The sequence below is a fragment of the Kribbella sp. NPDC006257 genome, assembly GCF_040613535.1.
Taxonomy (GTDB): Bacteria; Actinomycetota; Actinomycetes; order Propionibacteriales; family Kribbellaceae; genus Kribbella.
This window is the reverse complement of the sequence record NZ_JBEXSJ010000001.1, coordinates 256,741-281,449: the sequence shown is the minus strand read 5'-3', so window position 1 is coordinate 281,449 and position 24,709 is coordinate 256,741. Positions and strand designations below refer to the sequence as shown.

The 24,709-nt window shown below is 66.5% G+C and carries 27 protein-coding genes and 2 tRNA genes; 16 read left to right on the top strand and 13 right to left on the bottom strand.

Translation table 11 applies throughout. From position 1 onward, the window contains the following. Positions 1–160: 160 nt before the first annotated feature. Both ABZ004_RS01375 and ABZ004_RS01370 read right to left on the bottom strand, forming a co-directional pair. Positions 161–1,066, bottom strand: a complete 906-nt coding sequence (locus ABZ004_RS01375; RefSeq protein ID WP_355677774.1) for a neutral zinc metallopeptidase — start codon at positions 1,064–1,066, stop codon at positions 161–163. 60 nt (positions 1,067–1,126) lie between these two features. Beyond that, positions 1,127–3,064, bottom strand: coding sequence for a S41 family peptidase (locus tag ABZ004_RS01370; RefSeq protein ID WP_355677773.1), 1,938 nt, complete (start codon positions 3,062–3,064; stop codon positions 1,127–1,129). Positions 3,065–3,199: 135 nt separating this feature from the next. Here ABZ004_RS01370 and ABZ004_RS01365 point away from each other — a divergent pair, with 135 nt between their 5' ends. From ABZ004_RS01365 to ABZ004_RS01350, 4 genes are all read left to right on the top strand, one after another. After that, positions 3,200–4,366, top strand: coding sequence for a hypothetical protein (locus tag ABZ004_RS01365; protein ID WP_355677772.1), 1,167 nt, complete (start codon positions 3,200–3,202; stop codon positions 4,364–4,366). Between the two features lie 1,244 nt (positions 4,367–5,610). Continuing rightward, positions 5,611–5,769 (top strand): hypothetical protein, encoded by a 159-nt coding sequence (locus ABZ004_RS01360; protein ID WP_355677771.1) that lies wholly within the window; start codon positions 5,611–5,613, stop codon positions 5,767–5,769. A gap of 220 nt (positions 5,770–5,989) precedes the next feature. Continuing rightward, the gene (locus ABZ004_RS01355) at positions 5,990–6,694 is read left to right on the top strand and encodes a M50 family metallopeptidase (protein WP_355677770.1); all 705 of its coding nucleotides are present in this window, start codon (positions 5,990–5,992) and stop codon (positions 6,692–6,694) included. A 54-nt stretch (positions 6,695–6,748) separates the two neighbouring features. Continuing rightward, entirely contained in the window at positions 6,749–7,333 is a 585-nt protein-coding gene (locus ABZ004_RS01350) for a hypothetical protein (protein WP_355677769.1), read from the top strand. Positions 7,334–7,613: 280 nt separating this feature from the next. Here ABZ004_RS01350 and ABZ004_RS01345 read toward each other — a convergent pair whose 3' ends face one another. Beyond that, positions 7,614–8,645 carry an aldo/keto reductase gene (locus tag ABZ004_RS01345; RefSeq protein WP_355677768.1) on the bottom strand — a complete coding sequence of 344 codons (1,032 nt, stop codon included), beginning with the start codon at positions 8,643–8,645 and terminating at the stop codon, positions 7,614–7,616. Positions 8,646–8,767: 122 nt separating this feature from the next. Between ABZ004_RS01345 and ABZ004_RS01340 the strand changes: the two genes are divergently transcribed. Further along, positions 8,768–9,277, top strand: coding sequence for a DinB family protein (locus ABZ004_RS01340; protein ID WP_355677767.1), 510 nt, complete (start codon positions 8,768–8,770; stop codon positions 9,275–9,277). Positions 9,278–9,371: 94 nt separating this feature from the next. On the opposite strand, the gene ABZ004_RS01335 is transcribed toward ABZ004_RS01340, so the two are convergent. The 4 genes from ABZ004_RS01335 to ABZ004_RS01320 form a co-directional block, all read right to left on the bottom strand. After that, positions 9,372–10,460 (bottom strand): hypothetical protein, encoded by a 1,089-nt coding sequence (locus tag ABZ004_RS01335; protein WP_355677766.1) that lies wholly within the window; start codon positions 10,458–10,460, stop codon positions 9,372–9,374. Positions 10,461–10,796: 336 nt separating this feature from the next. Then, positions 10,797–11,663, bottom strand: a complete 867-nt coding sequence (locus ABZ004_RS01330) for an exodeoxyribonuclease III (protein WP_355677765.1) — start codon at positions 11,661–11,663, stop codon at positions 10,797–10,799. A gap of 10 nt (positions 11,664–11,673) precedes the next feature. Beyond that, positions 11,674–12,621: an aldo/keto reductase gene (locus tag ABZ004_RS01325; RefSeq protein ID WP_355677764.1), complete on the bottom strand. Its 948-nt coding sequence runs from the start codon at positions 12,619–12,621 to the stop codon at positions 11,674–11,676. Continuing rightward, the gene (locus ABZ004_RS01320) at positions 12,621–13,634 is read right to left on the bottom strand and encodes a hypothetical protein (RefSeq protein WP_355677763.1); all 1,014 of its coding nucleotides are present in this window, start codon (positions 13,632–13,634) and stop codon (positions 12,621–12,623) included. Before ABZ004_RS01320 ends, ABZ004_RS01325 begins: the two co-directional genes overlap by 1 nt. 66 nt (positions 13,635–13,700) lie before the next feature. Between ABZ004_RS01320 and ABZ004_RS01315 the strand changes: the two genes are divergently transcribed. The 3 genes from ABZ004_RS01315 to ABZ004_RS01305 all read left to right on the top strand — a co-directional run bounded on the left by ABZ004_RS01315 (position 13,701) and on the right by ABZ004_RS01305 (position 17,285). Beyond that, positions 13,701–14,321 (top strand): TetR family transcriptional regulator, encoded by a 621-nt coding sequence (locus ABZ004_RS01315; protein WP_355677762.1) that lies wholly within the window; start codon positions 13,701–13,703, stop codon positions 14,319–14,321. 18 nt (positions 14,322–14,339) lie between these two features. Further along, complete coding sequence (locus tag ABZ004_RS01310) at positions 14,340–15,599, top strand: alpha/beta fold hydrolase (protein ID WP_355677761.1); 1,260 nt, start codon at positions 14,340–14,342, stop codon at positions 15,597–15,599. 420 nt (positions 15,600–16,019) lie between these two features. Continuing rightward, complete coding sequence (locus tag ABZ004_RS01305) at positions 16,020–17,285, top strand: M1 family metallopeptidase (protein WP_355677760.1); 1,266 nt, start codon at positions 16,020–16,022, stop codon at positions 17,283–17,285. Here ABZ004_RS01305 and ABZ004_RS01300 read toward each other — a convergent pair. Then, a complete protein-coding gene (locus ABZ004_RS01300) occupies positions 17,282–18,133 on the bottom strand; it encodes a LysR substrate-binding domain-containing protein (RefSeq protein ID WP_355677759.1) in 852 nt (283 codons plus the stop codon). The two genes, ABZ004_RS01305 and ABZ004_RS01300, sit on opposite strands and share 4 nt — an antisense overlap. A gap of 82 nt (positions 18,134–18,215) precedes the next feature. Here ABZ004_RS01300 and ABZ004_RS01295 point away from each other — a divergent pair, with 82 nt between their 5' ends. Then, on the top strand, positions 18,216–19,109 hold the full coding sequence (locus tag ABZ004_RS01295; protein WP_355677758.1) for an MBL fold metallo-hydrolase: 894 nt from the start codon (positions 18,216–18,218) through the stop codon (positions 19,107–19,109). Further along, entirely contained in the window at positions 19,106–19,891 is a 786-nt protein-coding gene (locus ABZ004_RS01290; RefSeq protein ID WP_355677757.1) for a maleylpyruvate isomerase family mycothiol-dependent enzyme, read from the top strand. Before ABZ004_RS01295 ends, ABZ004_RS01290 begins: the two co-directional genes overlap by 4 nt. Before the next feature lie 69 nt (positions 19,892–19,960). Here the strand turns inward: ABZ004_RS01290 and ABZ004_RS01285 are convergent, their stop codons facing one another. Further along, positions 19,961–20,347: a hypothetical protein gene (locus ABZ004_RS01285; RefSeq protein WP_355677756.1), complete on the bottom strand. Its 387-nt coding sequence runs from the start codon at positions 20,345–20,347 to the stop codon at positions 19,961–19,963. A gap of 93 nt (positions 20,348–20,440) precedes the next feature. Here ABZ004_RS01285 and ABZ004_RS01280 point away from each other — a divergent pair, with 93 nt between their 5' ends. Continuing rightward, a complete protein-coding gene (locus tag ABZ004_RS01280) occupies positions 20,441–20,983 on the top strand; it encodes a hypothetical protein (protein WP_355677755.1) in 543 nt (180 codons plus the stop codon). Between the two features lie 103 nt (positions 20,984–21,086). Further along, positions 21,087–21,159: transfer RNA gene (locus tag ABZ004_RS01275), tRNA-Asn, on the top strand. Positions 21,160–21,224: 65 nt separating this feature from the next. Here ABZ004_RS01275 and ABZ004_RS01270 read toward each other — a convergent pair. Continuing rightward, positions 21,225–21,368 (bottom strand): hypothetical protein, encoded by a 144-nt coding sequence (locus ABZ004_RS01270; protein WP_355677754.1) that lies wholly within the window; start codon positions 21,366–21,368, stop codon positions 21,225–21,227. 132 nt (positions 21,369–21,500) lie between these two features. Here ABZ004_RS01270 and ABZ004_RS01265 point away from each other — a divergent pair. After that, positions 21,501–21,577, top strand: a tRNA-Ile gene (locus ABZ004_RS01265). Between the two features lie 379 nt (positions 21,578–21,956). Here ABZ004_RS01265 and ABZ004_RS01260 read toward each other — a convergent pair. From ABZ004_RS01260 to ABZ004_RS01250, 3 genes are all read right to left on the bottom strand, one after another. After that, a complete protein-coding gene (locus ABZ004_RS01260; protein ID WP_355677753.1) occupies positions 21,957–22,112 on the bottom strand; it encodes a hypothetical protein in 156 nt (51 codons plus the stop codon). Between the two features lie 56 nt (positions 22,113–22,168). Further along, the gene (locus tag ABZ004_RS01255; RefSeq protein WP_355677752.1) at positions 22,169–22,627 is read right to left on the bottom strand and encodes an RICIN domain-containing protein; all 459 of its coding nucleotides are present in this window, start codon (positions 22,625–22,627) and stop codon (positions 22,169–22,171) included. Between the two features lie 145 nt (positions 22,628–22,772). After that, the gene (locus ABZ004_RS01250) at positions 22,773–23,132 is read right to left on the bottom strand and encodes a MerR family transcriptional regulator (RefSeq protein WP_355677751.1); all 360 of its coding nucleotides are present in this window, start codon (positions 23,130–23,132) and stop codon (positions 22,773–22,775) included. 234 nt (positions 23,133–23,366) lie between these two features. Here ABZ004_RS01250 and ABZ004_RS01245 point away from each other — a divergent pair, with 234 nt between their 5' ends. The 3 genes from ABZ004_RS01245 to ABZ004_RS01235 all read left to right on the top strand — a co-directional run bounded on the left by ABZ004_RS01245 (position 23,367) and on the right by ABZ004_RS01235 (position 24,646). Next, complete coding sequence (locus ABZ004_RS01245; RefSeq protein WP_355677750.1) at positions 23,367–23,816, top strand: RICIN domain-containing protein; 450 nt, start codon at positions 23,367–23,369, stop codon at positions 23,814–23,816. Between the two features lie 156 nt (positions 23,817–23,972). After that, entirely contained in the window at positions 23,973–24,296 is a 324-nt protein-coding gene (locus ABZ004_RS01240; RefSeq protein ID WP_355677749.1) for a multidrug efflux SMR transporter, read from the top strand. After that, positions 24,293–24,646, top strand: coding sequence for a multidrug efflux SMR transporter (locus ABZ004_RS01235; protein ID WP_355677748.1), 354 nt, complete (start codon positions 24,293–24,295; stop codon positions 24,644–24,646). Before ABZ004_RS01240 ends, ABZ004_RS01235 begins: the two co-directional genes overlap by 4 nt. The last annotated feature ends 63 nt before the right edge of the window (positions 24,647–24,709 follow it).

Here is a 24,709-nt window from a genome sequence, read left to right as displayed (position 1 = left end):
GCAACCCCACTCTCCCGCCGAAGCAGGACCGATGGCAAGAACGGTCATTCGTTTTCCGCTTGTGATTCTGCGCACTAGCTTCGTTCCAAGTTATCGCAATCTCGTGATACTTGCGAACGATATGAACAGAGTCACATTTCTGCCCGATCAGGCAACCTGCTCAGGCGACGAACGGCGCCGCGGCGGTGAAGGTGTTGCAAGCTTTCGGGTCGGCCGCGTCATAGCCGGCAATGCTCCAGTTGCCCGCGTTCTCGGTGTTGCCGTGGTCGCGGTCGGGATCGATAAAATTCCGGACCACGGCCTGCCAGTCGGCCAGGTCTTCGTCCACCAGGAGATACGTGCCCTGGACGGCTCCGAGAAACACACCGCTCAAGCAGTTGGCCTGGAGTTCTATCCGCCTGCTTCCCAGGAGCGAGAGGTCTACCCGCGGCAGTTGCCACTGGTACTCCGCCTTGAAGATCCCGGTCAGTGCCTGGAGGTGATGCCCGTACTCATGGCCGAGGACGAAGGTCAGGTACGCCACGGTTTGGCCCTGGTTACCATTCCAGCTGTCGAGGACTGTGGTCGCGTCGATGTAGATGGTGCCGCCGCAGTAGTAGGCGTCGCGGTCGTAGATGTCACAGGGTGACGACGGCGAGGTGCCCTTCACCACGACCAGTTTGGGCGCCTGGAAGGTGAAGCCGGCCCGCTGGATCGCGGGTTGCCAAAGCCGGTTCAGGCAGCTGAGCAGCTCGGTCTCGAAGGCTCGGACATTGGCGAGCGAAGTGGGCGACTGGAGTGGCTGCCGGCAGCGCGTGGCCGGCAGTTTCCCGATCCGGTAGAGGGGATTCTTGGTCAGCGCCGCGGGCTGGGGCGGGGGCGAGACGATGTCGTCGGCGGTGGGCGGCCCGGACGACGGTGTGGTACTGGGCAGGGCCTCTCGGGCCTTCGCCACCTCCGACGCCTCGGCCGCGGCCGGATCGGTCGTGGCGACGGTGTGCCGGTCCCAGACGATGGCGCCGGTCGCGATGATGCCGAAGGCAAGCAAGACGGCGGCGCCCGCGATGAGTTTCTGTCCCCGTTTCACGCGGCTGACGATAACCGGCCCGGCCCGGCGCCACCTGCGGGGTGGCATCAACCTGCAACTTCAGATGGTGACTCGTCTTGACGCGACCAGTTCACCTGCTTCGTAGCCGTCGGCGCGGAGGAGCTGGCCGGCGGTGACATCGAGGATGTCGATGCTCAGCGGGGCGGCACCCAGGTCCTCCGAGCTGATCGGGCGGTCGTCGAGGTAGAGGTCGACGCGGTCGATGGCGTCCACGTCGAGGCCGACCGTCAGCGTCGTACCGGCCAGGGCGGTCGTCACGCCGAGGCTCCGGGTCGGCATCGCGGCGAGCAACGCACCGGCCGCGTCGAGCAGATCCTTGTTGCCTTCGAGCAGGTCCGCACGGGTCATCTTGTGGGTGGCATCGGGCCGTACGCCGAGGTCTTCGACCGGCGTACCGGACAGCTCTCCCACCCGCAGCGTCCGGCGGATCGCGACCCGCATGTTCGCCCCGTTCGGCAGCGCCACGTACGGCGAGGTCGGGTCCGGTGGTGGCGGCTCGTTCAGCAGCGTCGCGAGCAGGCCGTGCGTCCACACGTTCGCGCCACCCGCGCCGGTGTTGTCGTCGACGCCGAGGATCTTGCCGATCTGGTGGTCGGCGAAACCGGCCGCGAAGATGTCGGTCGCGGAATAGACCCGGGCATCGGTGATCAGGACGACCGGTCCGTAGTACGTCTGCCCGATGTCGTTCGCGCCGTCCTCGGGAGTGATCGGCTTCGCGGCGGAGTACGCGGCGCCGGTCTCGGTGGCGAGGTCGAGCGATTCGAACCACGGGCCGAGGTCGATACCGGCCGGGTTGTCCTTGTGCCGGCGGCACAGGCGCAGGTTGAGCGGCGTACTGATGAACTGGACCGGTTCCGGCGAGATGCGCCGTGGCGTCATGGTCTGCAGGGTGAACTCGCTGGCGTAGATGTGCCCGCCGCCGTTGTCGCGGACGTCCACGATCAGGCCGTTCTGTGGCAGGGCCGCGGCGAGCCGGACGAACTCGTTCCGGAACGCGACCGGATCGGTGACGCTGAAGGTGAAGATGCGCAGGTGGCCGAAGGTGCCGTGGGCCGTGGTCACCTCACGGGCGCGGAAGACGCCCGGCATCGTGGTCGCCAGATCCGCGCCGCCGACGGCGACCGGGTCGGCGAGCTCGACGGAGGTCCGGCCTTGTTCGAGGTCGACGACCTTCCTGACGTAGAGGGCCTTCTTGGCGCGGGCCTTCTCGTCGGAGTCGAGGTCGAGTCCCATCGCGGCCGACGCCGGCGTGACCGCGTCGAGGTCGGTCATCGGCGGCAGGTTGGTGGTCACCTTCCACTGCTCGCGCAACTCGTGCGCGGCACCGTCGAGGCCGACATAGCTCAAGGTGACCCAGTCCTCGTCCGGCGGCGCCTGGATCACCAGTGGGCGCAACGTCAGCGATTCCAGGCCGCGAGCGAGGTTCGCGGCATCGTTGCTGCCGGCGAACTGGGCTCCGTTCAGCGCGACGGCGCGCGCGATCGGCGTACCGTTCCAGTGCGTCACCTCGACACCGGCGCCGAACTGCGGGGCGCTGTAACCGGTGACGATGCTGGTGATCAGGTAGTGCCCGCCGGTCGTGTCGTAGCACTTCTCGATCATGAACGGCAGGTAGGCGATCTTGCCCGCGAACGGCGACGGCAGCAGATAGTTGGTGTGCAGGTCGCGGACCGAATGGAAGATGCTCGACATCTCCCGGTGGAAGATCCACTCGGCTTCCATCGACTCAGCGGTCTGGCGTTCCATCCTGGCCCGCATCACCCGGAGGCGCTGCAGCGGATTCACCGCGTGCATGGCGACCTTCTCCGGCAGGTGGACGTAGTTCTGCTCGAGCAGGAGCAGCGCCTGGTCGACGAGCAGCTTTCGCTGGCCGAGCGTCAGGGTCCCGGCCGAGGCGAGGAATTGTGGCAGTGCGACGGTCGCCGCTTCCTCTGCCTTGACCTTGGTTTTTGCAGCGGTCTTGCGTGTTGTCGGCATGACTCCCCCAATGAAGCAGCCCCTCCCCTGGGCCGCAGATTCCACTACCGTCCGCCGTGGCCGGTCCTAAGTCAACGGCTCAGCATGCCGGTTGTCCTAGTGGCCAACTCACTGCTGGTGAACGACTATCGGCCCATGCGGATCAGACGTTTGATGTTGACGGCCGCCCTGCTGATCGGCCTCTGCCAAGTACCCACGGCGCACGCAGCTGTGTCCTTCCCACGCATCGACGCGAGCAGCTTCCAGCTGGTTTCGGGCGATACGTTCGCAACGTACGGCGGCCGGATCTCAGCGCTCGAGCAGAAGCCTGCGCTGGCACCGGTCGGCGTCACCGAAGTGCTCGCCGCCTCCAATCGGACGGGCCGGAACCTGTGCCATGCGACGTACCTGACGGCCTCGCTCAACCCGAAGGGGTTCTGCTGGCAGGACGGCGAGGACGACGACGAGAACGTCTGGATCCCGCAAGGCTTCACTGGTTCCGGCGACGCCGGTGTCACTCGCCGGGTGGCCGCTGCGACTTGGCACAACGCTGGGGACACGGCGATCCGGGTCTCGTTCCTCGACCTCACGACGCACAAGTACCGGCACGTCCTTCTCGTCGAGCCGACCTCGAACGGCAACTTCGCCGCGATCGCCGGCCACGGCCACGGCATGTTCTGGTCGGGGAACAAACTGGTCGTCGCGACCAGCGGTTCCGTACTACGGGTCTTCGACCTCTCGCACATCTGGCGCACCGACACGTCGACCGGCGAGGTCGGATTAGGTGCCGACGGCAAATACCACGCACTCTGGCACGCCTTCGCCCTGCCGCAGATCGGCGCCTACTGGTACGCCGGTGGTGGGTGCGCGAACACCACCGGCTCGAAGCCATGCTTCGCCAGCCTCGCGATCGACCACTCCGGCACCGCCTCCTTCGTCGCCGCCGAACACACCGAACGAGGCGGCGGCCGAATCGTCCGCTGGCCCCTCGACGAATCAGCCGGCCTCCCCCGTTCGTCCGCCGGAGTCGTCCAGGCGATCGAAGCCTTCGACTCGCCCGTCTGGGGTATGCAGGGCGCCGTCTCCTCCAACGGCATCTTCGTGATCGCCGGCGTCTGCCCCGAATACGCCGGCAACATCGGCGACAGCATCGACTACCCCAGCTGCCTCCACCGCGGCACCGCCGGCACCTCCACCACCACCTGGACCAAGTCCCCCCGCAACACCGAAAACCTCTCCTACTGGCCCACCACCAACGAACTCTGGCTCCTCAACGAACAACTCCGAGAACGAGTAGCCGCCCACATCCCCTGGCCCACCTAACCACCTGTCCCCCGCCCCCATCCCCCTTAACTGGCAACAAATTTGCAAATGCCGATTGTTCCTTTCCACCCAACGAGCCAACCACCTCTTTCCACCCCCATAGCCACCGCATCCCGAGCCACAGCCTGCCTGGAGTACCGTCCCGCCCCAGCCCTGCCCGAAACTGATTGCCCGTCCCCGAAGCGACGCGATTCAGGCAAACCTCGCCGCCCCCCGTACCGACGGACATGAGGTATCCGCCAATTCCGCCTCCGCCCCGCCCGACCTGAGCGTGCCCCCACCCTCCCGACGCCGACACCTCATGTCCGTCGGCACGCTCCCCTCCCCTCCACCACGTTCCCTCCACGCCACCACGTTCCCTCCACGCCACCGCGTTCCCTCCCCTCACCGCGTTCCCTCCACGCCACCGCGTTCCCTCCCCTCACCGCGTTCCCTCCCCTCCGCCCGGATTCCGCACTCTCTCGGAGTGCTCCGCTCCTCTTGTGGCGCTTACCCCCCTCCCATTGCAGGGGGTGAACCACGACACCGGGAACGAGGCCCCCTCTTCGCACATCCGAACCGGCCGGCCCCGGCGACGCAGCCAGTGCCCGGCCCACCCCGGCGAGGCACTCCACCCGGCTAGCCCCGGCGAAGGTTGCTCCTTGGGCTCACACGTCTGGCGGGATCCGCGTAGCTGCGTCCTTTCCTGGTCGAGACGGTGGGTGTCAAGGGTCGAAGATCCCGCAGGGACGCCGAAGGCGCCCTTGATACCCACCGTCTCGACTAGCACAATCCCGCAGCGGAGACCGCCCACCAGGAGCACCTATGGGAGGCTCCGGCAATAGCCGTGCGCTCGGGAGTGGAGATAGAACAGATGGGGCGGAGCCTGCTCACCAGGCGATCCTCCGAGATGCACGCGAGGCGAGCCGGTGACCGGCTGTCGACGCGAGCGTGCGAGACGGCGCACTGGATCGCGCGGCGCAGCGGGAACGACACCGTTGTGCCTACCGCGGTCGTACCGGTCACGCGTTCGAGGGCGATGGTGCTGGGCACTGCGGCGCACGGAGGTCGCGCTCGGCGCGGCGCACCCGGCGACGGGCAGCGCGGCGCACCCGGTGACGGGCAGCACGGCCTACCGAGGTGATGGCACTCAGCACGGCGCACCGGGTGGGGGGTGGGGGGCGGCGCGGCGCACCGGGTGGTGGGCGGCGCGGCACCCGAGGCGGTGAGCGAGATGGCGCACCCGTCGTACTGCGAAGTGAGTGATGGGCGGTACGGCGAACGGGGCGGCCGGTACGCCGTACCCAGTGATGAGCGGAACGACCCACGAGGTGGTGAGCGAGATGGCGCACCGGCTCGCGCGGCGTAGCGGGTGGTGGATGGTACGGCGAATGGTGGTGGCGCCCGGTACGACGTACAGGTGATAAGCGGTACGGCGTACAGGTGATGAGCGGTACGGGTACGGGTGATGAGCGGTACGGCCTGCGGGTGATGAGCGGTACGGCGTACGGGTGATGAGCGGTACGGCGTACGGGTGATGAGCGGTACGGCGTACGGGTGATGTGCGGTACGGCGTACCGGCCGTAGCTGGGTGGATTGGTGTGCGGTGCGGAGGGTTGACCAGGGGGCTGTAAGGATGGGGTGATGAGTGAGGTGTGGGACAGCATCACCAGGGCGCAGCCTGCGGTGTCAGGGCGGGTGGTGATTGCTACTGGGGTTGTGGCGTTGGCGTTGATTGCGTGGCGACCGCTGTGGCGGCATACGCGGCAGGTGGTGACGATTGCGCATGAAGGTGCGCACGGGATCATCGCGCTGCTGGTGGGGCGTCAACTGACCGGGATCAGGTTGCACTCGGATACGTCGGGGGTGACTGTTTCGCGCGGGAAGCCGACCGGACCGGGGATGATCGCGGTACTCCTCGCCGGCTACCCAGGTCCGGCGCTCTTCGGGCTGGCGGCGGCGTTCGTATTGAGTCGCGGGTACGCCGTTGCGCTGCTCTGGGGCCTCCTCCTCGCCCTCGTCATCCTCCTGCTCCAGATCCGGAACCTCTTCGGACTCTGGTCGGTCGTTGCCTTCGGCACCATTGTTTTCGCGGTCTCGTGGTGGGGTACGGCCGACGTGCAGTCGACCTTCGCCCACCTGCTCACCTGGTTCCTGCTCCTCTCGGCTCCTCGCGCAGTACTCGAGTTGCAGCATTCGCGGCGAGGTGGTGGCGGACGAAGTTCCGACGCGGATCAGCTACGGCGACTGACCGGCGTACCGGCGTTGCTCTGGGTCGGCATGTTCGGCCTGGTGACGCTTGCCTGTCTGGCACTCGGTGTCGTCTGGTCCGGGCTCCTCCCGAGCTGAGCGGTGTCGTCTGGTCCGGGTTGCTTCCGAGCTGAGCGGCGTAGCATCGGCACCGTGGCTACGCGTGGACCGAGAGCGTTCGATCCGGTGCTGGTGGGGAATCGCGAAACCGACGCCTGGGTTGCCTATTACCGCCGGGATTGGGCGCGCTTTCTCAAAGCGTCGGTCGGGATGGTGGCGGCCGGCTTCGGGATGAGTCCGCCGCGGACATTCGCGGGTGCTTGGTATGTGCTGAAGGCGAATCAACTCTGGGCGCCGTTCCCCGACAATCAACCCGATGGTGCGCGGGCATACATGCGGCGGTTCTACGCCCTGGTCCAAACCACGGGCGAGGTGATGATCGACCCAGCCGAGGCGGCGCGGCTGGAGGTCGAGTGGTGGCGGATCCATCGCGCCCATCAGCACGACGAGGGCGTCACCGAGTCGGAGCTCGAGTCCGCGCTGGTCGAGCTGTACTCGTACGTCTACAGCGTCGACCCCGAGGCGGTCCAGCCCGCAGCCCACTGGCGCGTACAGGCGATGAACCTGTCCGACCGCTGGGTTGCCGACGGCTGCCGCCCCGACGACCGCACCCTGGTAGAAGAGCGCCGCGCCCTAGTCACCTCCTACGCCGCCCTCCACAAAGCAGTCCACCTCTAACCCGTCCGCCGACCCCGCCGAGCCGGTACGCCGTACGCCGCCGCCCTCACCTCGCACGCCAACCCCGCCGAGCCGGTACGCCGTACGCCGCCGCCCTCACCTCGCACGCCAACCCCGCCGAGCCGGTACGCCGAACGCCGCCGCCCTCACCTCGCACGCCAACCCCGCCGAGCCGGTACGCCGAACGCCGCCGCCCTCACCTCGCACGCCAACCCTGCCAAGCCGGTACGCCGCCGCCCCTCACCTCACACGCCGCCGCCCCCCGGCCGAGCCAGAGTTGTTAGCTGCGGCCGCCGGAGATTGGGCGGTCTCGTTGGGCTAGGCCGGGGGCGCCGTAGGGGTAGTCGGCTGCGCCTGGGTCGCTTGCCTGATCCAAGGTTGCACGCTCCTCGTCGGTGAGGTGCAGGTCGGCGGCGGCGAGGTTGTCGTTGAGTTGGTCCATCGTGCGGGCGCCGAGGATGACGGACGTGATCGCCGGCCGATCCACCAGCCAGGCGAGCGCGATCTGCGCCATCGAGCTCCCGCGCGCCTCCGCGATCCCCCGCACCGCCTCGACCACATCGCGGACCCGCTGGTTCTTGCTGCGCCGGTGCCACGACTCGACCCCGCGATTCGGATCCTCGCCGAGCCGCGTCGCCCCGGTCGGCTCCTCGTCGAACGAGTACTTCCCCGTCAACCACCCACCACCGAGCGGCGACCACGGCAGCAACCCGAGCTTGTTCTCCAGCGCGGCCGGCACGATCTCCCACTCGATCTCACGCACCAGCAGGTTGTACTGCGGTTGCAGCGTCACCAACGGCGACCAGCCTTGCCGGTCGATCAGATCGCACGCCTTCTGCAACTGCCATCCGGTGAAGTTCGACAACCCGCCGTACGCGATCTTCCCGTCCCGGACGGCGTCCTCCAGGAAGCTGAGCGTCTCCTGCAACGGCGTGATCGGATCCCACGCGTGCAGCTGATAAAGATCGACATGGTCCACCCCGAGCCGCTTCAGCGACGCATCGAGCGCCCGCCGCAGATGCCGCCGCGACGTACCGACATCGTTCGGCGAATCCCCCGTCGGGAACCGCCCCTTGGTAGCCAGTACGACGTTGTCGCGCGCGGAGCTCTTCGCCAGCCAGTGACCGATGATCTCCTCCGACACACCGGCGGTGTAGACGTCGGCCGTGTCGATCAGAGTCCCGCCGACCTCGACGTACCGGTCGAGCTGTGCGTGCGCGCCGGCCTCGTCCGTCTCGTTGCCGAACGTCATCGTGCCGAGCGCGTACGTCGACACGACGGCGCCGCTGTTGCCCAGAGTGCGGTATTCCACAGCTTGCTCCTTGCTCACGACATGGTCAGGACATGGATGCCGTTCGCCAGACTAGTCCCCTTCGGAAAGTGTCCGGGGCGCGCGCTAGCGTGGTTCCCGTCCGCGTTACGAAGGGGAATTCTGTGAATACCAGCGAAGTGCTGCTCGATGCGTTCGGCCGGATCCAGGAAGTCGTGCACGACGTGGTCGACGGGCTGGACGACAAGACGCTGAGTACCCGCCCGGAGGGCACCGGCAACTCGATCGCCTGGCTGGTCTGGCACCTGACCCGGATCCAGGACGACCATCTCGCCGATGCGGGAGGGTACGAGCAGGTCATCACCGCCGAGGGTTGGCACGACCGGCTCGGGCTGCCGTTCGACGCCGCCGACACGGGCTACGGGCACACCGGCGAGCAGGTCGCCGCGGTTCAGCTGTCCGCGGAACAGCTCACCGGGTACTACGACGCCGTGCACGCCCGGTCGCTCGAATACCTCAAGACGCTCACCGACGAAGACCTCGACCGGATCGTCGACCGGCGCTGGAACCCGCCGGTCACCCTAGGCGTCCGGCTGATCAGCGTCCTCTCCGACGACCTCCAACACGCCGGCCAGGCCGCCTACCTCCAAGGCCTACTTGCCAACAGCAACTAACGAACCGCCGTGAGATCGGTCCTGCCAGCGAGGGAGCGGACCCGTTAATGGAGCGCTTTGTGCGGCGGTCTGCCAGAGGGTGAGCGGGCCGCCACTAACGGAGCGCCTTGAGGTCGGTCTGCCAGAGGGTGAGCGGGCCGCCGCTGGGGCCGGCCAGTAGGTAGAGCGTGTTGCCGATCCGCAGCGTCTGCGTTGCCCGCCCACTCGGCCCGCTCCCCTCGTGAACCGTCCAGCGGTCGCCGCCGGTCGGTTGGTCGCCGGCCCCGGTCGGTTGGTCGGCGGGGCCGGTGAGCACCTTGAATTTTCCGCCCTCGGCGGCGACCTGGATCAGCTTGCCGTCGGACTCGACAGCGGACGGCACTTGGTCCTTGTCGCCGACGGCGATCTGCGGCACGCCCTGGTACCGCGACGCCTGCGAGCCCTCCATCCTCCAAATCGCCAGCTTGCCGTCGGCGTACCCGGAAGCGAGACAAACAGTCGCAGTACAACTGATCGTGCGGACCTCACTCCGCTCACCTCCATCCGGCAACTCGAGCCGCGTCCAGCCTTGGTTCAGCTGAGTCGATCGCCAGAGAGCTGCGTGCTGCTCGACCAGGTTCGGTCCGAGCTTCACCTGCGATCCAGCGATCACGATGCTCTCGCCGGAGAGCGTGCCCGAAGTGGGCCCGACCAGCAGATCCGCCTTGCTCTGCAACGCAGTACCGGCAACCTTCTGGCGGATCCACTTCTCCCCCTGGGGCAACCAGACCGCCGCATCCAGACCGGAGATGTCACTCCCCCAGGATCCGATCAATGCGCCTCCACCCGGCGCCAACACAGCACCGATCACGTTGCCGGCAGCCTGACCACCAAACGTGTTGAACTCCTGCGGATGCTCCACCAGTCCCGACGTCGTCCCGGTCCAGACGGTGTAGCGGACATTCGAGTGCGCGCCCCCAGGCGCGCCGCCCAGCGCGAGCACCGTCGTACCGTTGATCGCCACCGACTGCCAGACCGCCAGAAAGGCATATGGGCTCGTCGGCCGCACCGGAATCGGCGTGAGCTTGCCGTCGGTGGACCGGATCGTCAACCCAGGAACGACTTTCGCACCCCGGTGCCGCACCCCGATCAACAGGTCATCACCCTTGGCCGTCAGCGTCACCGGCTCCGCACCAGCCGGCAACTCCACCTTCGTCCACGCCACCGCCTCACCCTGCTGACTTCCGCCATCAGAACCAGAGTCCGAGCACGCGCTGAGGCCCGCCACCAGCAAAACCACAGCGCCCAGCAAAGCAACCAAACTCGGCGAAGCCGAGAAACCCGGGGAGCCCGCGGAACCCAGGGAGCCCGGCGAAGCCGACAAACCCGGGGAACCTGGCGGAGCCGGGGAAGCCGGCAACGCCGGCGAAGCTGGCGAGGTCGGCGAAGCTGGCGAAGTGATGTCGGTGGGCGCTTCTCGGCCGAGGTGATTGCGGCGTGCTAAGACCCTGCGGGACACCCGGGCTAGGTTCGGCATCCCGTCATTATGTGCCCTGAGAGGTCAGCGATTCTGTGGGAGTTTCGTGGTCTTCTTCCGCCCACCCCGCGGCGCCGACGGCGGCGGTACGACCGGCCCGATGTCGCCGTCCGGCGCGGTGTCCAGATCGACGATCACCGGCGCGTGGTCACTCGGCCCGGTGCCCTTGCGCGCCTTCCGATCGATCCACGCCGCCTTGACCCGCTCGGCCACCGGATCCGAAGCCAGCACCAGATCGATCCGCATCCCGAGGTCCTGGTGGAACATGCCGGCCCGGTAGTCCCAGTAGCTGAAGACCCGCTCGTCCGGCCACCGGTCCCGTACGACGTCGTGGAGCCCGGTCGACATCAGGTCGGCCAACGCCTGCCGCTCCGGCGGGGTCACATGCGTCGAACCGATGTACGCCGCCGGGTCGAACACATCCGCGTCGGCCGGTGCGATGTTCATGTCGCCACAGACGATCGCCTCGGCGGGTCCGGCGGCGACGACCTCCTTGAGCGCGGCGAGCCAGGCGAGTTTGTAGCGGTAGTGATCCGAGTCCGGCGTCCGCCCGTTCGGCACGTAGAGCGAATGGATCCGGATCCCACCACACGTCGCCGCGACCGCGCGCGCCTCCGGATTCGGGAAGCCCGGCGCCCCCGCGACCCCGGTGACGACGTCTTCCAGGCCGACCTTCGAGAGCAGCGCGACGCCGTTCCACTGCACCTCGCCGTACAGGGCAGTCTCGTAGCCGCGCGCGCTCAGCTCCGCACCGAGCAAGCTGGTGAACGCATCATCCGCCAGCTTGGTTTCCTGCAGGCACACCACATCGGGCTGGCGCTCATCGAGCCACCCCAGCAACCGCGGCATCCGCTGCTTGACCGAGTTCACATTCCACGTCGCTACTCGCACCTGACCTACGTTAGGCGATCACTCCATGCGGCCGGTACGGCGCTTCGAGGCGAGCGCGTTCGTCCGACGTCAGAGCAACCCCAAGGGCGGCGACCGCGTCGTCGATGTGCCGGAGCTTGGTGGCGCCGACGATCGGCGCGTTCACCCCGTCGGCGCCGAGCAACCAGGCGAGGGCGATCTGGGCCGGTGCGACGCCACGCTCCTTCGCGAGCTCACGGACCACTTCGACGACCTCGAGATCACCGGCGTCGTACAGGTCATCGGCGACAGGGTCGGTGCCCGAGCGCGCCGTCGTACCGGCTTCTCGGGCGAGCAGACCGCGGGCGAGTGGGCTGTACGGGATGACGCCGACGCCCTGGTCGATGCAGAGCGGGATCATCTCGCGCTCCTCCTCGCGGTAGACCAGGTTGTAGTGGTTCTGCATCGAGACGAAGGGGATGTCCGCGACCCGTTGCGCCTTGGCGAACTGCCACGCCGCCATGCTGGACGCGCCGAGATACCGAGTCTTACCAGCCCGTACGACGTCCGCCAGCGCCGCCATCGTCTCCTCGATCGGCGTTTCGTCGTCCCACCGATGGATCTGGTAGAGATCGACGTACTCGGTCCCGAGCCGGCGCAGAGAAGCGTCGATCGCATCGAGAATGTGCTTGCGGGACAGACCGCGATCGTTCGGCCCGGGCCCGGTCGGGTAGTAGACCTTTGTGGCGAGCACATAGTCCTCGCGCCGAGCGAAGAGCTTGCGCAGTAGCTTTCCGGTCAACTCCTCGCCGGTGCCTTTGGAGTACGCATCGGCCGTGTCGAAGAAGGTCACCCCGCCTTCGACGGCCTGCCGGACGATCGGCTCGGCGGTCTCCTCGCCGAGATGCCATTCGCGAGCCCCGCCCGTGCCGAAGCTCATCATCCCCAGGCAGATCCGCGAGATCTTCAACCCGGTTGCCCCGAGCCTCACATAGTCCATCAGTTCCGCCTTTCGTTGAGCTCGGCAAGTGCCTCGAAGGCGCGTTTGTGCCGCCAGTTGGTGCCGTCGGGATCCATCGCCACCAGCCCGTACGCCGAGAGGTCGAGGTCGTGCTCCGGGTCATCCGGTCGATGCGGCAACTCGTATCCGGCGAAGCTGAACCAGAACGCCGCGGCCAGCTCGATCCGGTCGAACTCCTCGACCACCTCGCGCAGGTAGCTCACTTGCTCCTCCTCGTCCCGCTCGAATGTTCCTTTGATCGCGGGCGGCCGCACCGACCGGTCGACGATCGCCCAGCCGATCCCGCCCTTGTCGCCGGCCCCCTTGTATGTGCAGCAGCCGAACTCCGTGACGGCGACCGGCTTGCCCCACTTCAGCCGCCCGGCCAGCTCCTCGCCGAAGGTCGCCGCGTTCTGGGCGTCCCGATAGGCATCGATGCCGACGATGTCGTACAGCGACCAGTCGACGTCCTCCCACATCCCGGCTGCGTAGGTGATCCGCCCGTTGAACGCCTTCCGTGCCGCGGCGACCAGACGGTTCTGCACGTCGGCCCACAGAGCCATGCCGGCCTGGAGTTCCTCGACTTTGCCTGGGTCGGTCCAGGTCGCCGGATCGGTCATCACAGCGATCCGCTCGCCGTTGGTCTGCCCCGGGATGAACCCCTTGCAGAAGATGGACAGCTCGCAACCGAGGACGAGGACAACCTCCTGCGCGCTGTCTTTCCGGAGCGTCTCGGCGCGGGTCGCGCAGTCGGTCAGGAAGGCAATGAATTCGTCCGGCGCGAGGTCCATCGGGATCGGCGAGAACCAGAGGTCGAGTCCGGCCTCCAGCGCGGCCGCCCCCGCGATCGTCAACCGGTCGAGGTCGTTTCCAGAGACCCGGACGGCAGGTGCATGCAGCTCGTCCGCGATGATCCGCAGCTCGTCGCGGACCCGGTCTTCGGCGAAGCGGTTCCGCGTGGATCGGCCGTCGAACGTCAGTCCGGTGTCGTAGTTCACCCCAAGTGCCAGCATGCCGAGCACATTAGCACCAAAGTCATACCGAGTATATTTTTTATCCGGGTATGAGATGCTGGCCCGGTGAACGAGCAGCCGCCCGGCCGGCGGGAACGTAAGAAGTCCGAGCTCCGCACCCGGATCTCGGATATCGCGACCGCGCTCTTCCTCGAGCGCGGCTTCGACGAGGTCTCGGTGTCCGAGGTCGCCGAGGCCGCCGACGTGGCCCGGCCGACCGTCTTCGCGTATTTCCCGCGCAAGGAAGATCTGGTCTTCGACCGCTACCCCGAAGCCGAGGCGCTGGTCGTCGCCGCGATCACGGACCGCCCGGCCGGTACGTCGGCCGTCGCCGCGCTGACCGACCTGGTGCTCTCGCTCGCCGAGCAGGGTCACCCGTTGACGGCGATCCGCGGGTCGTTCGCACCGTTCTGGCGGATGGTCGCCGAGTCCCGGGCTCTGCAGGCGCGTGCCCGCGAACTACTCGACCACCTCGAACAAGCGATCGCGCGCGCGATGGCGGACACCGGCGTACCGGAACCGAGGTTCACCGCGGCGATCATCGTCGCGGCGTACCGGTCGGTCCACCTGGGCTCGGTCGAGCGCGTCCTGGCCGGAGAAGATCCGGTGACCGTCACGACGGACCACCCGATGCGCGTCCGCAATACCTTCGATCGACTGAAAAGCACTGCCCTCGTGGACGCCTGATCGACCAGACTGGGCGGCATGCCGAGACTGCCAGGACTTGTCGCCACCGACCATGTGTTCACCGTGCCGCTCGACCACGCGCTGCCGGACGGACCGTCGATCGAGGTGATGGCACGCGAGGTCGTCGCCGCTTCCAAGACCAACTCGGAGCTGCCATGGCTCGTCTACCTGCAAGGCGGTCCAGGCGGGCCGTCACCGCGACCTACCGGAGCCAGCGGCTGGATCGAGCGCGCAACACGTGACTACCGCGTGCTCCTGCTCGACCAGCGCGGCACGGGTCGCAGTACGCCGGTCACAACCCGTACGGCGAAAAGCATGCCGCCGAGCGAACTCGCGTCGTACCTGCGCCATTTCCGGGCCGACTCGATCGTCCGGGACCTGGAACTCATCCGGGCGCAGCTCAACTCGGGCAAACGCTGGTCGACCCTCGGTACGAGCTACGGCGGTTTCATCACGCTGACCTACTTGTCGCTGGCGCCCGAGGGATTGGCGAGCTGCTACATCACCGGTGGGCTGCCCGGGTTGGAAACCACTGCCGAAGAGGTCTATCGCCGGACCTATCCGCGAGTGAAGGCGAAGGTCACCGCGTTCTACGAGCGCTACCCCGACGACGTCGGCCGGGTCCACCGGATCGCGGAGCACTTGCGCGACAACGACGTACGGCTTCCTGATGGGGATCGCCTTACTGTGCAACGATTCCAGACCCTCGGGATGGGGCTGGGCATGGGCACGCACGAGCATTCACTGCATTGGGCGCTCGACGAGGCGTGGGACGGCACCGAGTTGTCGCGGAAATTCCTGTACCAGGCGATGAACGACACCACCTTCCATTCGCCGATCTACGCCGTACTGCACGAGAGCATCTACGCCCAGGACAAGCGCCCGACCGCCTGGGCAGCAGGTCGTGAACTACCGGCCGAATTCGCCCCCGACGCCACCCCACTCCTCTTCACCGGCGAGATGATCTACCCCTGGATGCTCGATTTCTCCGGCCTCCGCGAATTCGCCGAAGCTGCGAACCTGTTGGCCAGTTACGACGACTGGACACCCCTGTACGACGTCGACCGCCTCGCCGCCAACCAGGTCCCGGTGGCCACAGCCATCTGGCACGACGACATGTACGTCGACGCCGAACTCTCCCTCCGAACAGCCGCCCGGGTAGGCAACCTCACCCCCTGGATCACCAACGAATGGCAACACGACGGCGGCACCGCCTCCGGCGGCTCAGTCCTCGACCGCCTCATCTCCCTAGCCGCCGACCTCCCACCCATCACCTAGTCCGAGTCGCATCAGGCGATCCGTCCACCGGCCAGCCAGCCAGTGGTCGCGCCATCCGCCGCCAGCTCACACCACTCGTTGACTTTGGCAACTGAGAAGTGCATGAGGTCCAGGTGGTGGCCGTCGAGCCCTGGCCGTAGGCGAAGGGGGCTTCGGGCGGTATTGCCCGGGCGGCGAGGGCGCGCAGGTCGTAGGGTTGGTTCGGATCCACCAGGCCATCGTGGCAGAGGACGCCCGGTGCATCAGCTGACCGTGTCTGTCGAGGGATGTCGAGGAGGAGCTGTGGGACGTCGTCGGGGTTCTTTGGTGGTCGTTTGCGCATTGGCCTTGGGTCTGGTGGGTGGGACGAGCCTGACGGCCAACGCCGCGCCACAGTTCTCGCCCGGAGCACCCGGAGCCGGGGATCCGTACTTCCCCGACATGGGGAACGGAGGGTATGACGTCAGGCACTACGACATCAAGCTGGCCTTCGATCCCAAGACGCATGCGATCAAGGCGACGACGACGATTCTTGCCAAGGCCACGCAGAACCTGTCTCGGTTCGACCTGGACTTCCAAGGTCCGTTGAAGATCAGCAAGTTGTCGGTCAACGGGCGGGCCGCGTCGTTCACCCGGAATGGCGCGCAGGAGCTGGTGATCACGCCGCCGCACGGGCTGTGGCGCGGGAGCAAGTTCACCGTCGCGGTCACCTACGCCGGCGTACCGCAGAAGATCGACGACCCGGCGCTGGGGATCTCCGGCTGGACCGCCACCAAGGACGGCGCCGTCGCGCTCAACCAGCCGATCGGCGCGGCGACGTACTACCCGGTGAACGACACCACCGTCGACAAGGCGACGTACAGCCAGACCGTCACCGTGCCGACCGGCCTCACCGTGCTCGGCAACGGTGAACCCGGCCCGACCACGTCGCACGGCGGTAAGACGACTTTCCGCTGGCAGATGAACCAGCCGATGGCGAGCGAGCTGGCCATGCTTGCGATCGGCAACTACAACGTGACCCACGGGGTACTGCGCGACGGCCGCCAGAACATCACCGCCATCGGCAAGTCCATCGACACCGTCGCCGGTCAAGGCAAGGTGCTCAACCAGACCACCGCACAGATCGTCGAGTGGGAGTCGTCGCTGTACGGGCGCTACCCGTTCGGCTCGACCGGCGGCATCATCGGCGACGTCGGCGTCCACTATGCGCTGGAAACGCAGGGACGACCGGTGTACGACCAGCGCAGCAGCAAGGTCAGCGGGGATCTGCTCGCTCATGAACTCGGGCACCAGTGGTTCGGCGACAGCCTGACTCCGGTGCACTGGTCGGACATCTGGCTCAACGAGGGCTTCGCCACGTACTCCGAATGGCTCTACCAGGAGAAGTTCAACAAGGTCCCGGTGAGCAAGAGCTTCAAGGAGGCGTACGACGGTGAGGACGACTGGACCGGCAAGGTCGCCGATCCCGGCCGCGACAAGATCTTCGACGACCTCGTCTACACCCGTGGCGCGATGACGTTGCAGGCGCTGCGCCTGAAGATCGGTGACCGCGACTTCTTCCGCGTCCTCGAGCAGTGGCCGACGGCGTACCGGCACAGCAACGTCTCGACGCAGACCTTCATCCGGTTCGTCGAGCACCTGACCCACCGCGACCTCGGCGCGTTCTTCCAGACCTGGGTCTACCAGCCCGGAAAACCCAAGATCTAAGGCTTGTAGACGGCAGCGGCGATCCGGGCGAAGGAGCGGATGAGCGGGTTCGGGTTGTCGCTGTTCCAGGCTGCGACCAGGTGACTCGGCGGCAGGTCGAGCACCGGTACGCCGATGACGCCGTCGGGCAGAGCGTGCGTGAGTGGCGCGAGCCCGATGCTGCCGTTCCACAGGATCGCCTGCAGGCACTCGTGGACGGTTCGCACGATCGGCCCTTCGCGCTCTTGATCGCCGTTCCAGTACATCCGCCAGCTGGCATCGGTTGATTCAGGCAACCGACACCAACTCCGGTCGACCAGGTCGCTCAGCTTCAGATGCTCGTACTGCGCCAATGGGTCGTCAGCCCGGAGTACGACGTTGACCGGATCGGATCGCAGAACGAGCGTCCTGATGCCGTCGTCGGCGAACGGGCCGCGGGTGAGGGCGAAGTCGACCAGGCCGGCCCGCAGCCCCGCCGTCGGATCGGTGAAGTCCGCCTCGCGGATCTGGAACCGTACGGCGGGGTGCTGGGCACGGACTGCCGCGGCGAACCTGGCGTCGGCCTGCTCGACGCTGTCGCCCAGGGTGCCGATCGTGACTTGGGCGGTGGCGCCGATCGAGGTCACCCGGGCGCGCGCTTGGTCGGCCTGATCGAGGAGGGTACGCGCCTCGGCGTACAGGGCCTCTCCGGCTGGGGTGAGGCTCACTCCGGTTGGCGAGCGGTGGAGCAGGAGGGTGCCGAGGTCGGTCTCGAGTTGCTTGATGGCGCGGCTCAGCGGCGGTTGGGTCATGTGCAGGCGGGTCGCTGCCCGGCCGAAATGGAGTTCTTCGGCGACGGCCACGTAGTACCGGAGCAGGCGTAGGTCCATTGAGCTGGACGATACCCGTTGGGTATCGAGGCTGCGGAATCGGTGTTGGACGCTCGCGGCCGGGGCGGGATGGACTGGCGGCATGACGATGACCGACCCGGAAGTACAGACCGATGGTGCGCGGGAGATCGCGCGGGACCTGGTGGTGATCCCCGATCGGCGGGTGCCGTTGGTGCCGAATATCGGGGTGATCGGAGGTAGCGACTCAGTGCTAGTCGTCGATACCGGGCTCGGTCTGGAGAACGCGGAGCGGGTGCTCTCGTTTGCGCTGGAGTTTGCTCGTGGGCGGCGGCTCTATCTGACGACGACGCATTTCCATCCGGAGCATGCCTTCGGAGCGCAGGCGTTCGCGGGTGCCGCCACCTATCTTGTTAATCGGGCGCAGGCTGAGGATCTGGCTGGGAAGGGGCTCGGCTATCTGGAGATGTTCAAGGGGCTCGATGAGGTGGTGGCTCGTCGGCTGGAGGGGGTCCGGCCGGCGGTGCCTGATCTGGTGTACGAGTCGAGCTACGACCTTGATCTGGGCGGGCGGACGGTGAAGTTGCGGGCGACTGGGCGGGCGCACAGTCGCGGTGATCAGGTCATCAGTGTCGACGGGGTGATGTTCACTGGCGATCTGGTTGAGGCTGGGCAGTTCGCGATCTTCCCCTGGTTTCCGCCGCACGACATGGATGTCTCGGGGACTCGCTGGCTGGCGGTGATGGAGCGGCTGGTGCTGGAGGAGGCGCGGATCGTCGTACCGGGACATGGGGACGTCGGAGGGCCAGGGTTGCTGTCCGGCGTACGGGATTATCTGCGGTTGCTGCGGGACGAGACCTGGGTACGGCGTGCTGCTGGTGCCGATGAGGAGCGGATCGCGGACGAAGTACGGGCTGTTCTGCTTGCGGAATATCCGCATTGGTCCGGGCAGGAATGGATCGCGAAGGGGGTTGGTTGCTTCTGCACAGAGCACGCACTCTCTGGAGGAACGACTTGAGCAACGCAGATGTAGTGATCGCCGCCTTGCGGACCGGGTACGACGAGCTCGCGGAGCTGGTGAGATCTTTCAGTGACGCCGACCTGGCCAAGCCGTCGGGTGCGTCCGAATGGGACATCGCGCAGGTGCTCAGCCATCTCGGGAGCGGCGCGGAGATCCTGACCGCGACCGTCCGGGCGGCGCTGGACGGTACGCCGGAGCCGGCGGGCGACTTCAACCAGACGGTGTGGGATCGCTGGAACGCCGCGTCGCGCCGGGAGCAGGCCGATGGGTTCCTGGACAAGAACGAGGCGCTGACCGCGCTCTTCGAGTCGCTGGACGATTCCCAGCGCGACGAGGTGCGGGTGAAGCTGGCGTGGTTGCCGGAGCCGGCGGATGTGGCGACGATCGGGCAGATCCGGCTCAACGAGCTCACTTTGCACTCGTGGGACGTGCGGGTCGGCGTCGACGAGAAGGCGACGCTCGCCGCGGACGCCGTACCGCTGCTGCTGGAGCGGATCGAGGGCACGCTGGGCTGGATCAGCAAGCCGGCGGAGCTGAACGGCGAGTACTCGGTGATCCAGGTCAATCTGACCGACCCGCCTCAGCAGTTCACTCTGCGCTTGAACGACCCGGTGTCGATCGACTCCGAGCCGGTTTCGGAGCCGGACGGCACGCTGACGTTGCCGGCCGAGGCATGGCTGCGCCTCGCCACCGGCCGGCTGGCCACGGCGCCGGTCACACTCGAAACCACCGGCGCCGCTTCACTGGAGACCCTGCGTCGGGTTTTCCAGGGCTACTGAGTTTCTCCGGACGACGCAATACGGCGCGGGGTCTTTCGACCGGCCGTGCTGCGTCGGTCCCTTGGACGACTAGGCAGTACTGCGTCCGTCGGCGGCGAGCTCCGGCGCCGACGGACCGGTGCTGGCGAGCTCCGGCTCCGACGGACGGGTGCTGGCAAGCTCCGGTGCCAACGGACCGGTGCTGGCGAGCTCAGGCGCCGACGGGCGGGTGCTGGCGACCTCCAGGTCGGCCCGGGACTGCGGGAGCATCCAGCCGAGCGGCTGGGTGAGCACATCGGTGACGGCTGACTCGCTGATCTGGAGCAAGTCGGCAATTCGCCGTACGGCATCTTCCTGATCCGCCGCCGAGTAGAGCAGGTGGACCACTTCGTGCCGATGGGCGAAGACGACCAGCGCGGCCGCGGCAAGCCCGGGATCCGCGTGGGCAGGTTGAGTGTTTTCCCCGTGGTTGTTCACAACCAAACAACGCCCACCCTCGCCACTTGGTCACGAGCCCGCCCGGTTGAGCCCGCTCGAGGCGGGATTTCGGGCGGCTGACACGATGGGGAGGTGCTCAGACTTCGCCGTACGTCCTGGCCTGCCGAACTCACCGAGGCGGTCCGGATTGCCTCGCGTCACTCCACCAACGGCAAGGAAGACATCCTCGCGGCCGTTCAGCTGACCACTGGTCACTGGGTCGCCGGCAGCCGGGCCGCCGTCTACCTGCCGACTGACTCGGTGGAGGCGGTACGCCGGGTGGGCTGGGAGCACATCGAGCGTGCCTCCTGGAACTCCGACGACTCGGTGCTGCACGTCTACGAGACGACAGCCTTCGGTACGCCGCTGCGAGCGACCGACCTCCCCGTCGACGACCCGGGCCGGTTCGGGCAGCTCCTCCGCGAACGGGTCGACGCCAGCGTCGTCATCCAGCGGCACGTCCCACTGGCCGGCAAGAAGGGCGTCCGGATCGTCGGCCGGCGCAACCCGGCCGACACGAACGCGGCGATCTCGTGGAACTTCGTTCTGGACAAGGGATTGGAGCCGACGCTGCCCGGTCTGCTCGACCGCGCCGAGGCCGCGCTGGCCGCCGTACGGGACGAGTTCGGCGTCTGACCCGGAAGCGGTTTCGAGACGGCCGGAATCTCATTTTTGTAGTTCGCTCCGAGCCTGCTAACCTAATCCGGTCCTCAGGGATCGGGGGCAGGAAACACACCGATCCCGCGTAGCTCAATTGGCAGAGCAGCCGGCTGTTAACCGGCAGGTTACTGGTTCGAGTCCAGTCGCGGGAGCAACACATCAGAGGCCGACTCCATCCCGGAGCCGGCCTACTGCTTTTGTCCGACCTACTACGCCTCTACTTGCGCCCGTCCTTGCGCCGCTCGATCGCCCGCTGGATCCGGTGCTGCGGCTGACCCGTCAGCTTCGCGATCAACGGCACCCGGAACCGGTACGCCGCCACGGCGCCCACCACGAGTACCAAAAAGATGAACCAACCCATCGAACACTCCTTCACTAGCCCCTGGTTCACCATCATCGCCCACAACCGACACCCACAGCTCAGTCATCACCCTGACCGTCCCCTGGTTTCCCACCAAGACCCGATACGATCACCCAGCGACACGTCATCTCAGGGGCGGTAGCTCAGCCGGTTAGAGCAAGGGACTCATAATCCCTGGGTCGTGGGTTCGAGTCCCACCCGCCCCACCACACAAAACGCAGGCACCGCACGGACCCCGCCCCCGTCCACCCAATTCCTCAGGACTAGACGCGACACGTCGAGTAGCGCAGGGTCGCTGGCCTACTTCATGTCTTGATGGCTGATCGGCAGGCAGCCGGCTGAGTCTCCGGTCCGGAGCATTCGCGGTGAGTTCGGGCCAGGCGACGGCGGTCTCGCGAGTGCTCTCGAACGGGCCGCACCATAGCCAGTACGCCATCGGGACTGCGAGCCGGTCGTCCGGGTCGTCGAGCAGTGCACGGACCTCGGTCCAGAAGGCGGTGTCGTGGGGCTCCAAGCCGACGTACATGAGAACGGCGTGACACGGCATCGCGCGATACAGCTGGAAACCGAGCGCGACATCGCCATCGATCAGCCCGGACAGCTCGTGCGTACGTCGGCCTCGTCGTCCGGCCAATGGGTGGACTCCCGGGAGCGGCCGGTCGTGGCCGCGGTTGCCCAGGCGGTCGCACAGGCCCGCTCGAACAACTCCAGGTCGACCTCTGCAGCCAAGTCGTCGATCGTCACGCTTCGCGATCCACCCTCGAGCGTTCAGTCGGCTCTTCGCTCCGCTGTTCCAAGGGCTACACGTCTTGCAGTTTGCCCCACCTTTGGTACGTCGTGCCGTTGCAGGGCGCCAGCCTGAAACCTTGGCTGACGCTGTAGTCCAGGCAATAGCCGGGGTTTGCGTTGTTCCTGAACTCCGTACCGGACCGGGTCCACTTCTGGTAGACGGAGGCGGTGTCGCAGTACTCGAGCCTGACGCCTTGCGAGATGCTCCCGTCCACGCAGACAGCGCCATAGTGTGCGTTGCGAAGGAGGGAATCGGAGCCGAGAGTCCACCGCTGGTAGCTGGACGCCGCGTTGCAGGTCTTGAGCGCGAGCCCACCCGAAAGGCTGCCGTCCAGGCACAGACCCGCGTTCTCGTACTGGTAACCCTCCGCTGTCGTGGAGTCGGTCGACGCAGACGCGCTCGGCACAGTGAAAGCGATGGCGACAACGGCTGCACCAGCCACTGCAGCCAGGTAGCGACGTACGGACATCATGATCCAATCTGTCGGCGGAAGAGCTACACCCTCGTAACGCTTCGCAACTGTTCCACAGACAACGACTCCGAACGAAAGCTTCTGCACCAAGTTGCAACTGCGCAGTGAGCGAGATGAGACCGTCGTGCCGAAGGGCGCCTCTTCAAGAGGTTTTGGTGGGGAGGGCGGCTTCTTGGCGGAGGGCCTGGAGGGTTTCCAGTTCCCGGTCTATCTCGCGGCGTTTGGATTCCAGGTGGGCTACCTGGGCGGCGAGGAGCTCTTCCAGTACGCCGGTGCGCTCGGCGAGCGGTGCTTCCAGGCATGGGAGGAGGTCGTTGATGGTGGAGCTGGAGATGCCGGCGGCGTAGAGGTGCTGAATGAGGACTACGCGTTCGACCGTGGAGTCGTCGAAGTCGCGCCAGCCGCCGGGAGTGCGGTCGGCGCGGATCAGTCCGTGCTCCTCGTAGTACCGCAGGGAGCGCGTGCTGACGCCGCTCGCGTCTGCCAGTTCGCCGATGCGCATAAGGCCTCCTGTGGGTGTCCGCGGACCCCCATTCTTGCAGTTGACACCAGTGTGAAGTTCGACCATGGACTGACCTCACCCCTTCGGCCACCCCCACCAGAGGCGCGGCAAATGCGATCTCAATACAGGTTGCAACAAGATGCAGAAGCATTCCGTCAGCGCTGTTTCCTGTGGAACAGTTTGAGCCGCAATGAGGTACAGAACACCGATCTTCCGTCTACAGATTGGGACATGATGTCAGTTCGACGTTACCTGGCCGCAGTTGCTGTTTCTGCCGCCGTGGCCACCGCATTCGCCGTACCGGCCGCATCTGCCTCGACCGACTCCACCACCTCCGTTCAGAGCACCCGATTGAAGAACGGGACCGGCCTCTGTCTGGACGGCAGCGTTTCGGACGGAGTAGTCATGAAGGTCTGCAACTCCTCCGCCTACCAGCAATGGACGCTGAGCAGCGGGGGTTTTCTCTACGACCAGGCGTACCCGAACGCCTGCCTGGACGGGAGCGTCTCGCAAGGCGCCAAGCTCGCGCAGTGCAATGTCTCCGAGTACCGGGACTGGTACAAGGTCAACGCGGAATACCGAAACTACGCGAATCCTGGGTATTGTCTCGACGGCAGCTCCAGCCAAGGAGTGAAGATGGTGGTGTGCAACGGCTCGAAATATCAGCAGTGGAGCGCGGCGTAGCTAATCCTAAGCAAGCCCGGCCTTCATGGCTGACGATAACCACCCCCGCAAGAACACGTTCTTGCGGGGGTGGTTCATTCTTGGGCACCGTTCTTGCAGTTGACGCCGGTGTGAGGTTTCACGATAGGAGCCAGAGGCGAGGAAAGGATTATTGGAATGCACTGGCTTTATCTTGGGGTCGCTGTTGTGTTCGAGGTGATGGTTGCGGTGTCAGCCGGGAAGTCTGAAGGGTTCAGGCGGGCTGGGTGGACTGCCGCCACGTTGGTCAGTGGCGGGGTTGCCACCTACTTCCTCAGTTTGGCGTTGCTGACGTTTGATGTGGGGGTGGGGTATGCCGTCTGGACGTCAGTGGCCGGGGTGGGGATTGCTGGGCTTGGGGTGGTGCTGTTCGGGCAGCGGTTGGGGTGGCGGAAGGTGGTTGGGATCGCCGTGATCATCGTGGGCGTGGTTGGGCTCCAGTTGAGTGGGGCGGCGGCATGACCAAGGGTTGGCTGGTGTTGCTGCTGGCTGGGGTGTTCGAGGTTGGGTATGCGCTTTCGGTCGCAGGTAGCCACGGCTTCAGCAGACTGTCCTGGTCGGTGGTGGCGGTTGGGTTCTTCTTGCTGACGTTGTTTGCGCTCAGCGTTGCGCTCAAGAGCATCGATGTCGGGATCGGGTACGCCGTATGGGCGGGCATCGGGGCTGTGGGGGCTGCGCTGCTCGGGCCGGTGTTCTTCAGCGAGACGTTGACTGCGCTGAAGGCGTTCTGGTTGGCGGTCATCATCGGCGGGGTCGTATGGCTCAAGCTGTCCGATTCTCAGGGACCGGAGGATTTGGCAAACGGCGGGTGATCCACCGGCCAACATTCGCGGGCCGAGTTGAGGGGCCCTGATGGGTGGCCTAGTGTCGGGGTG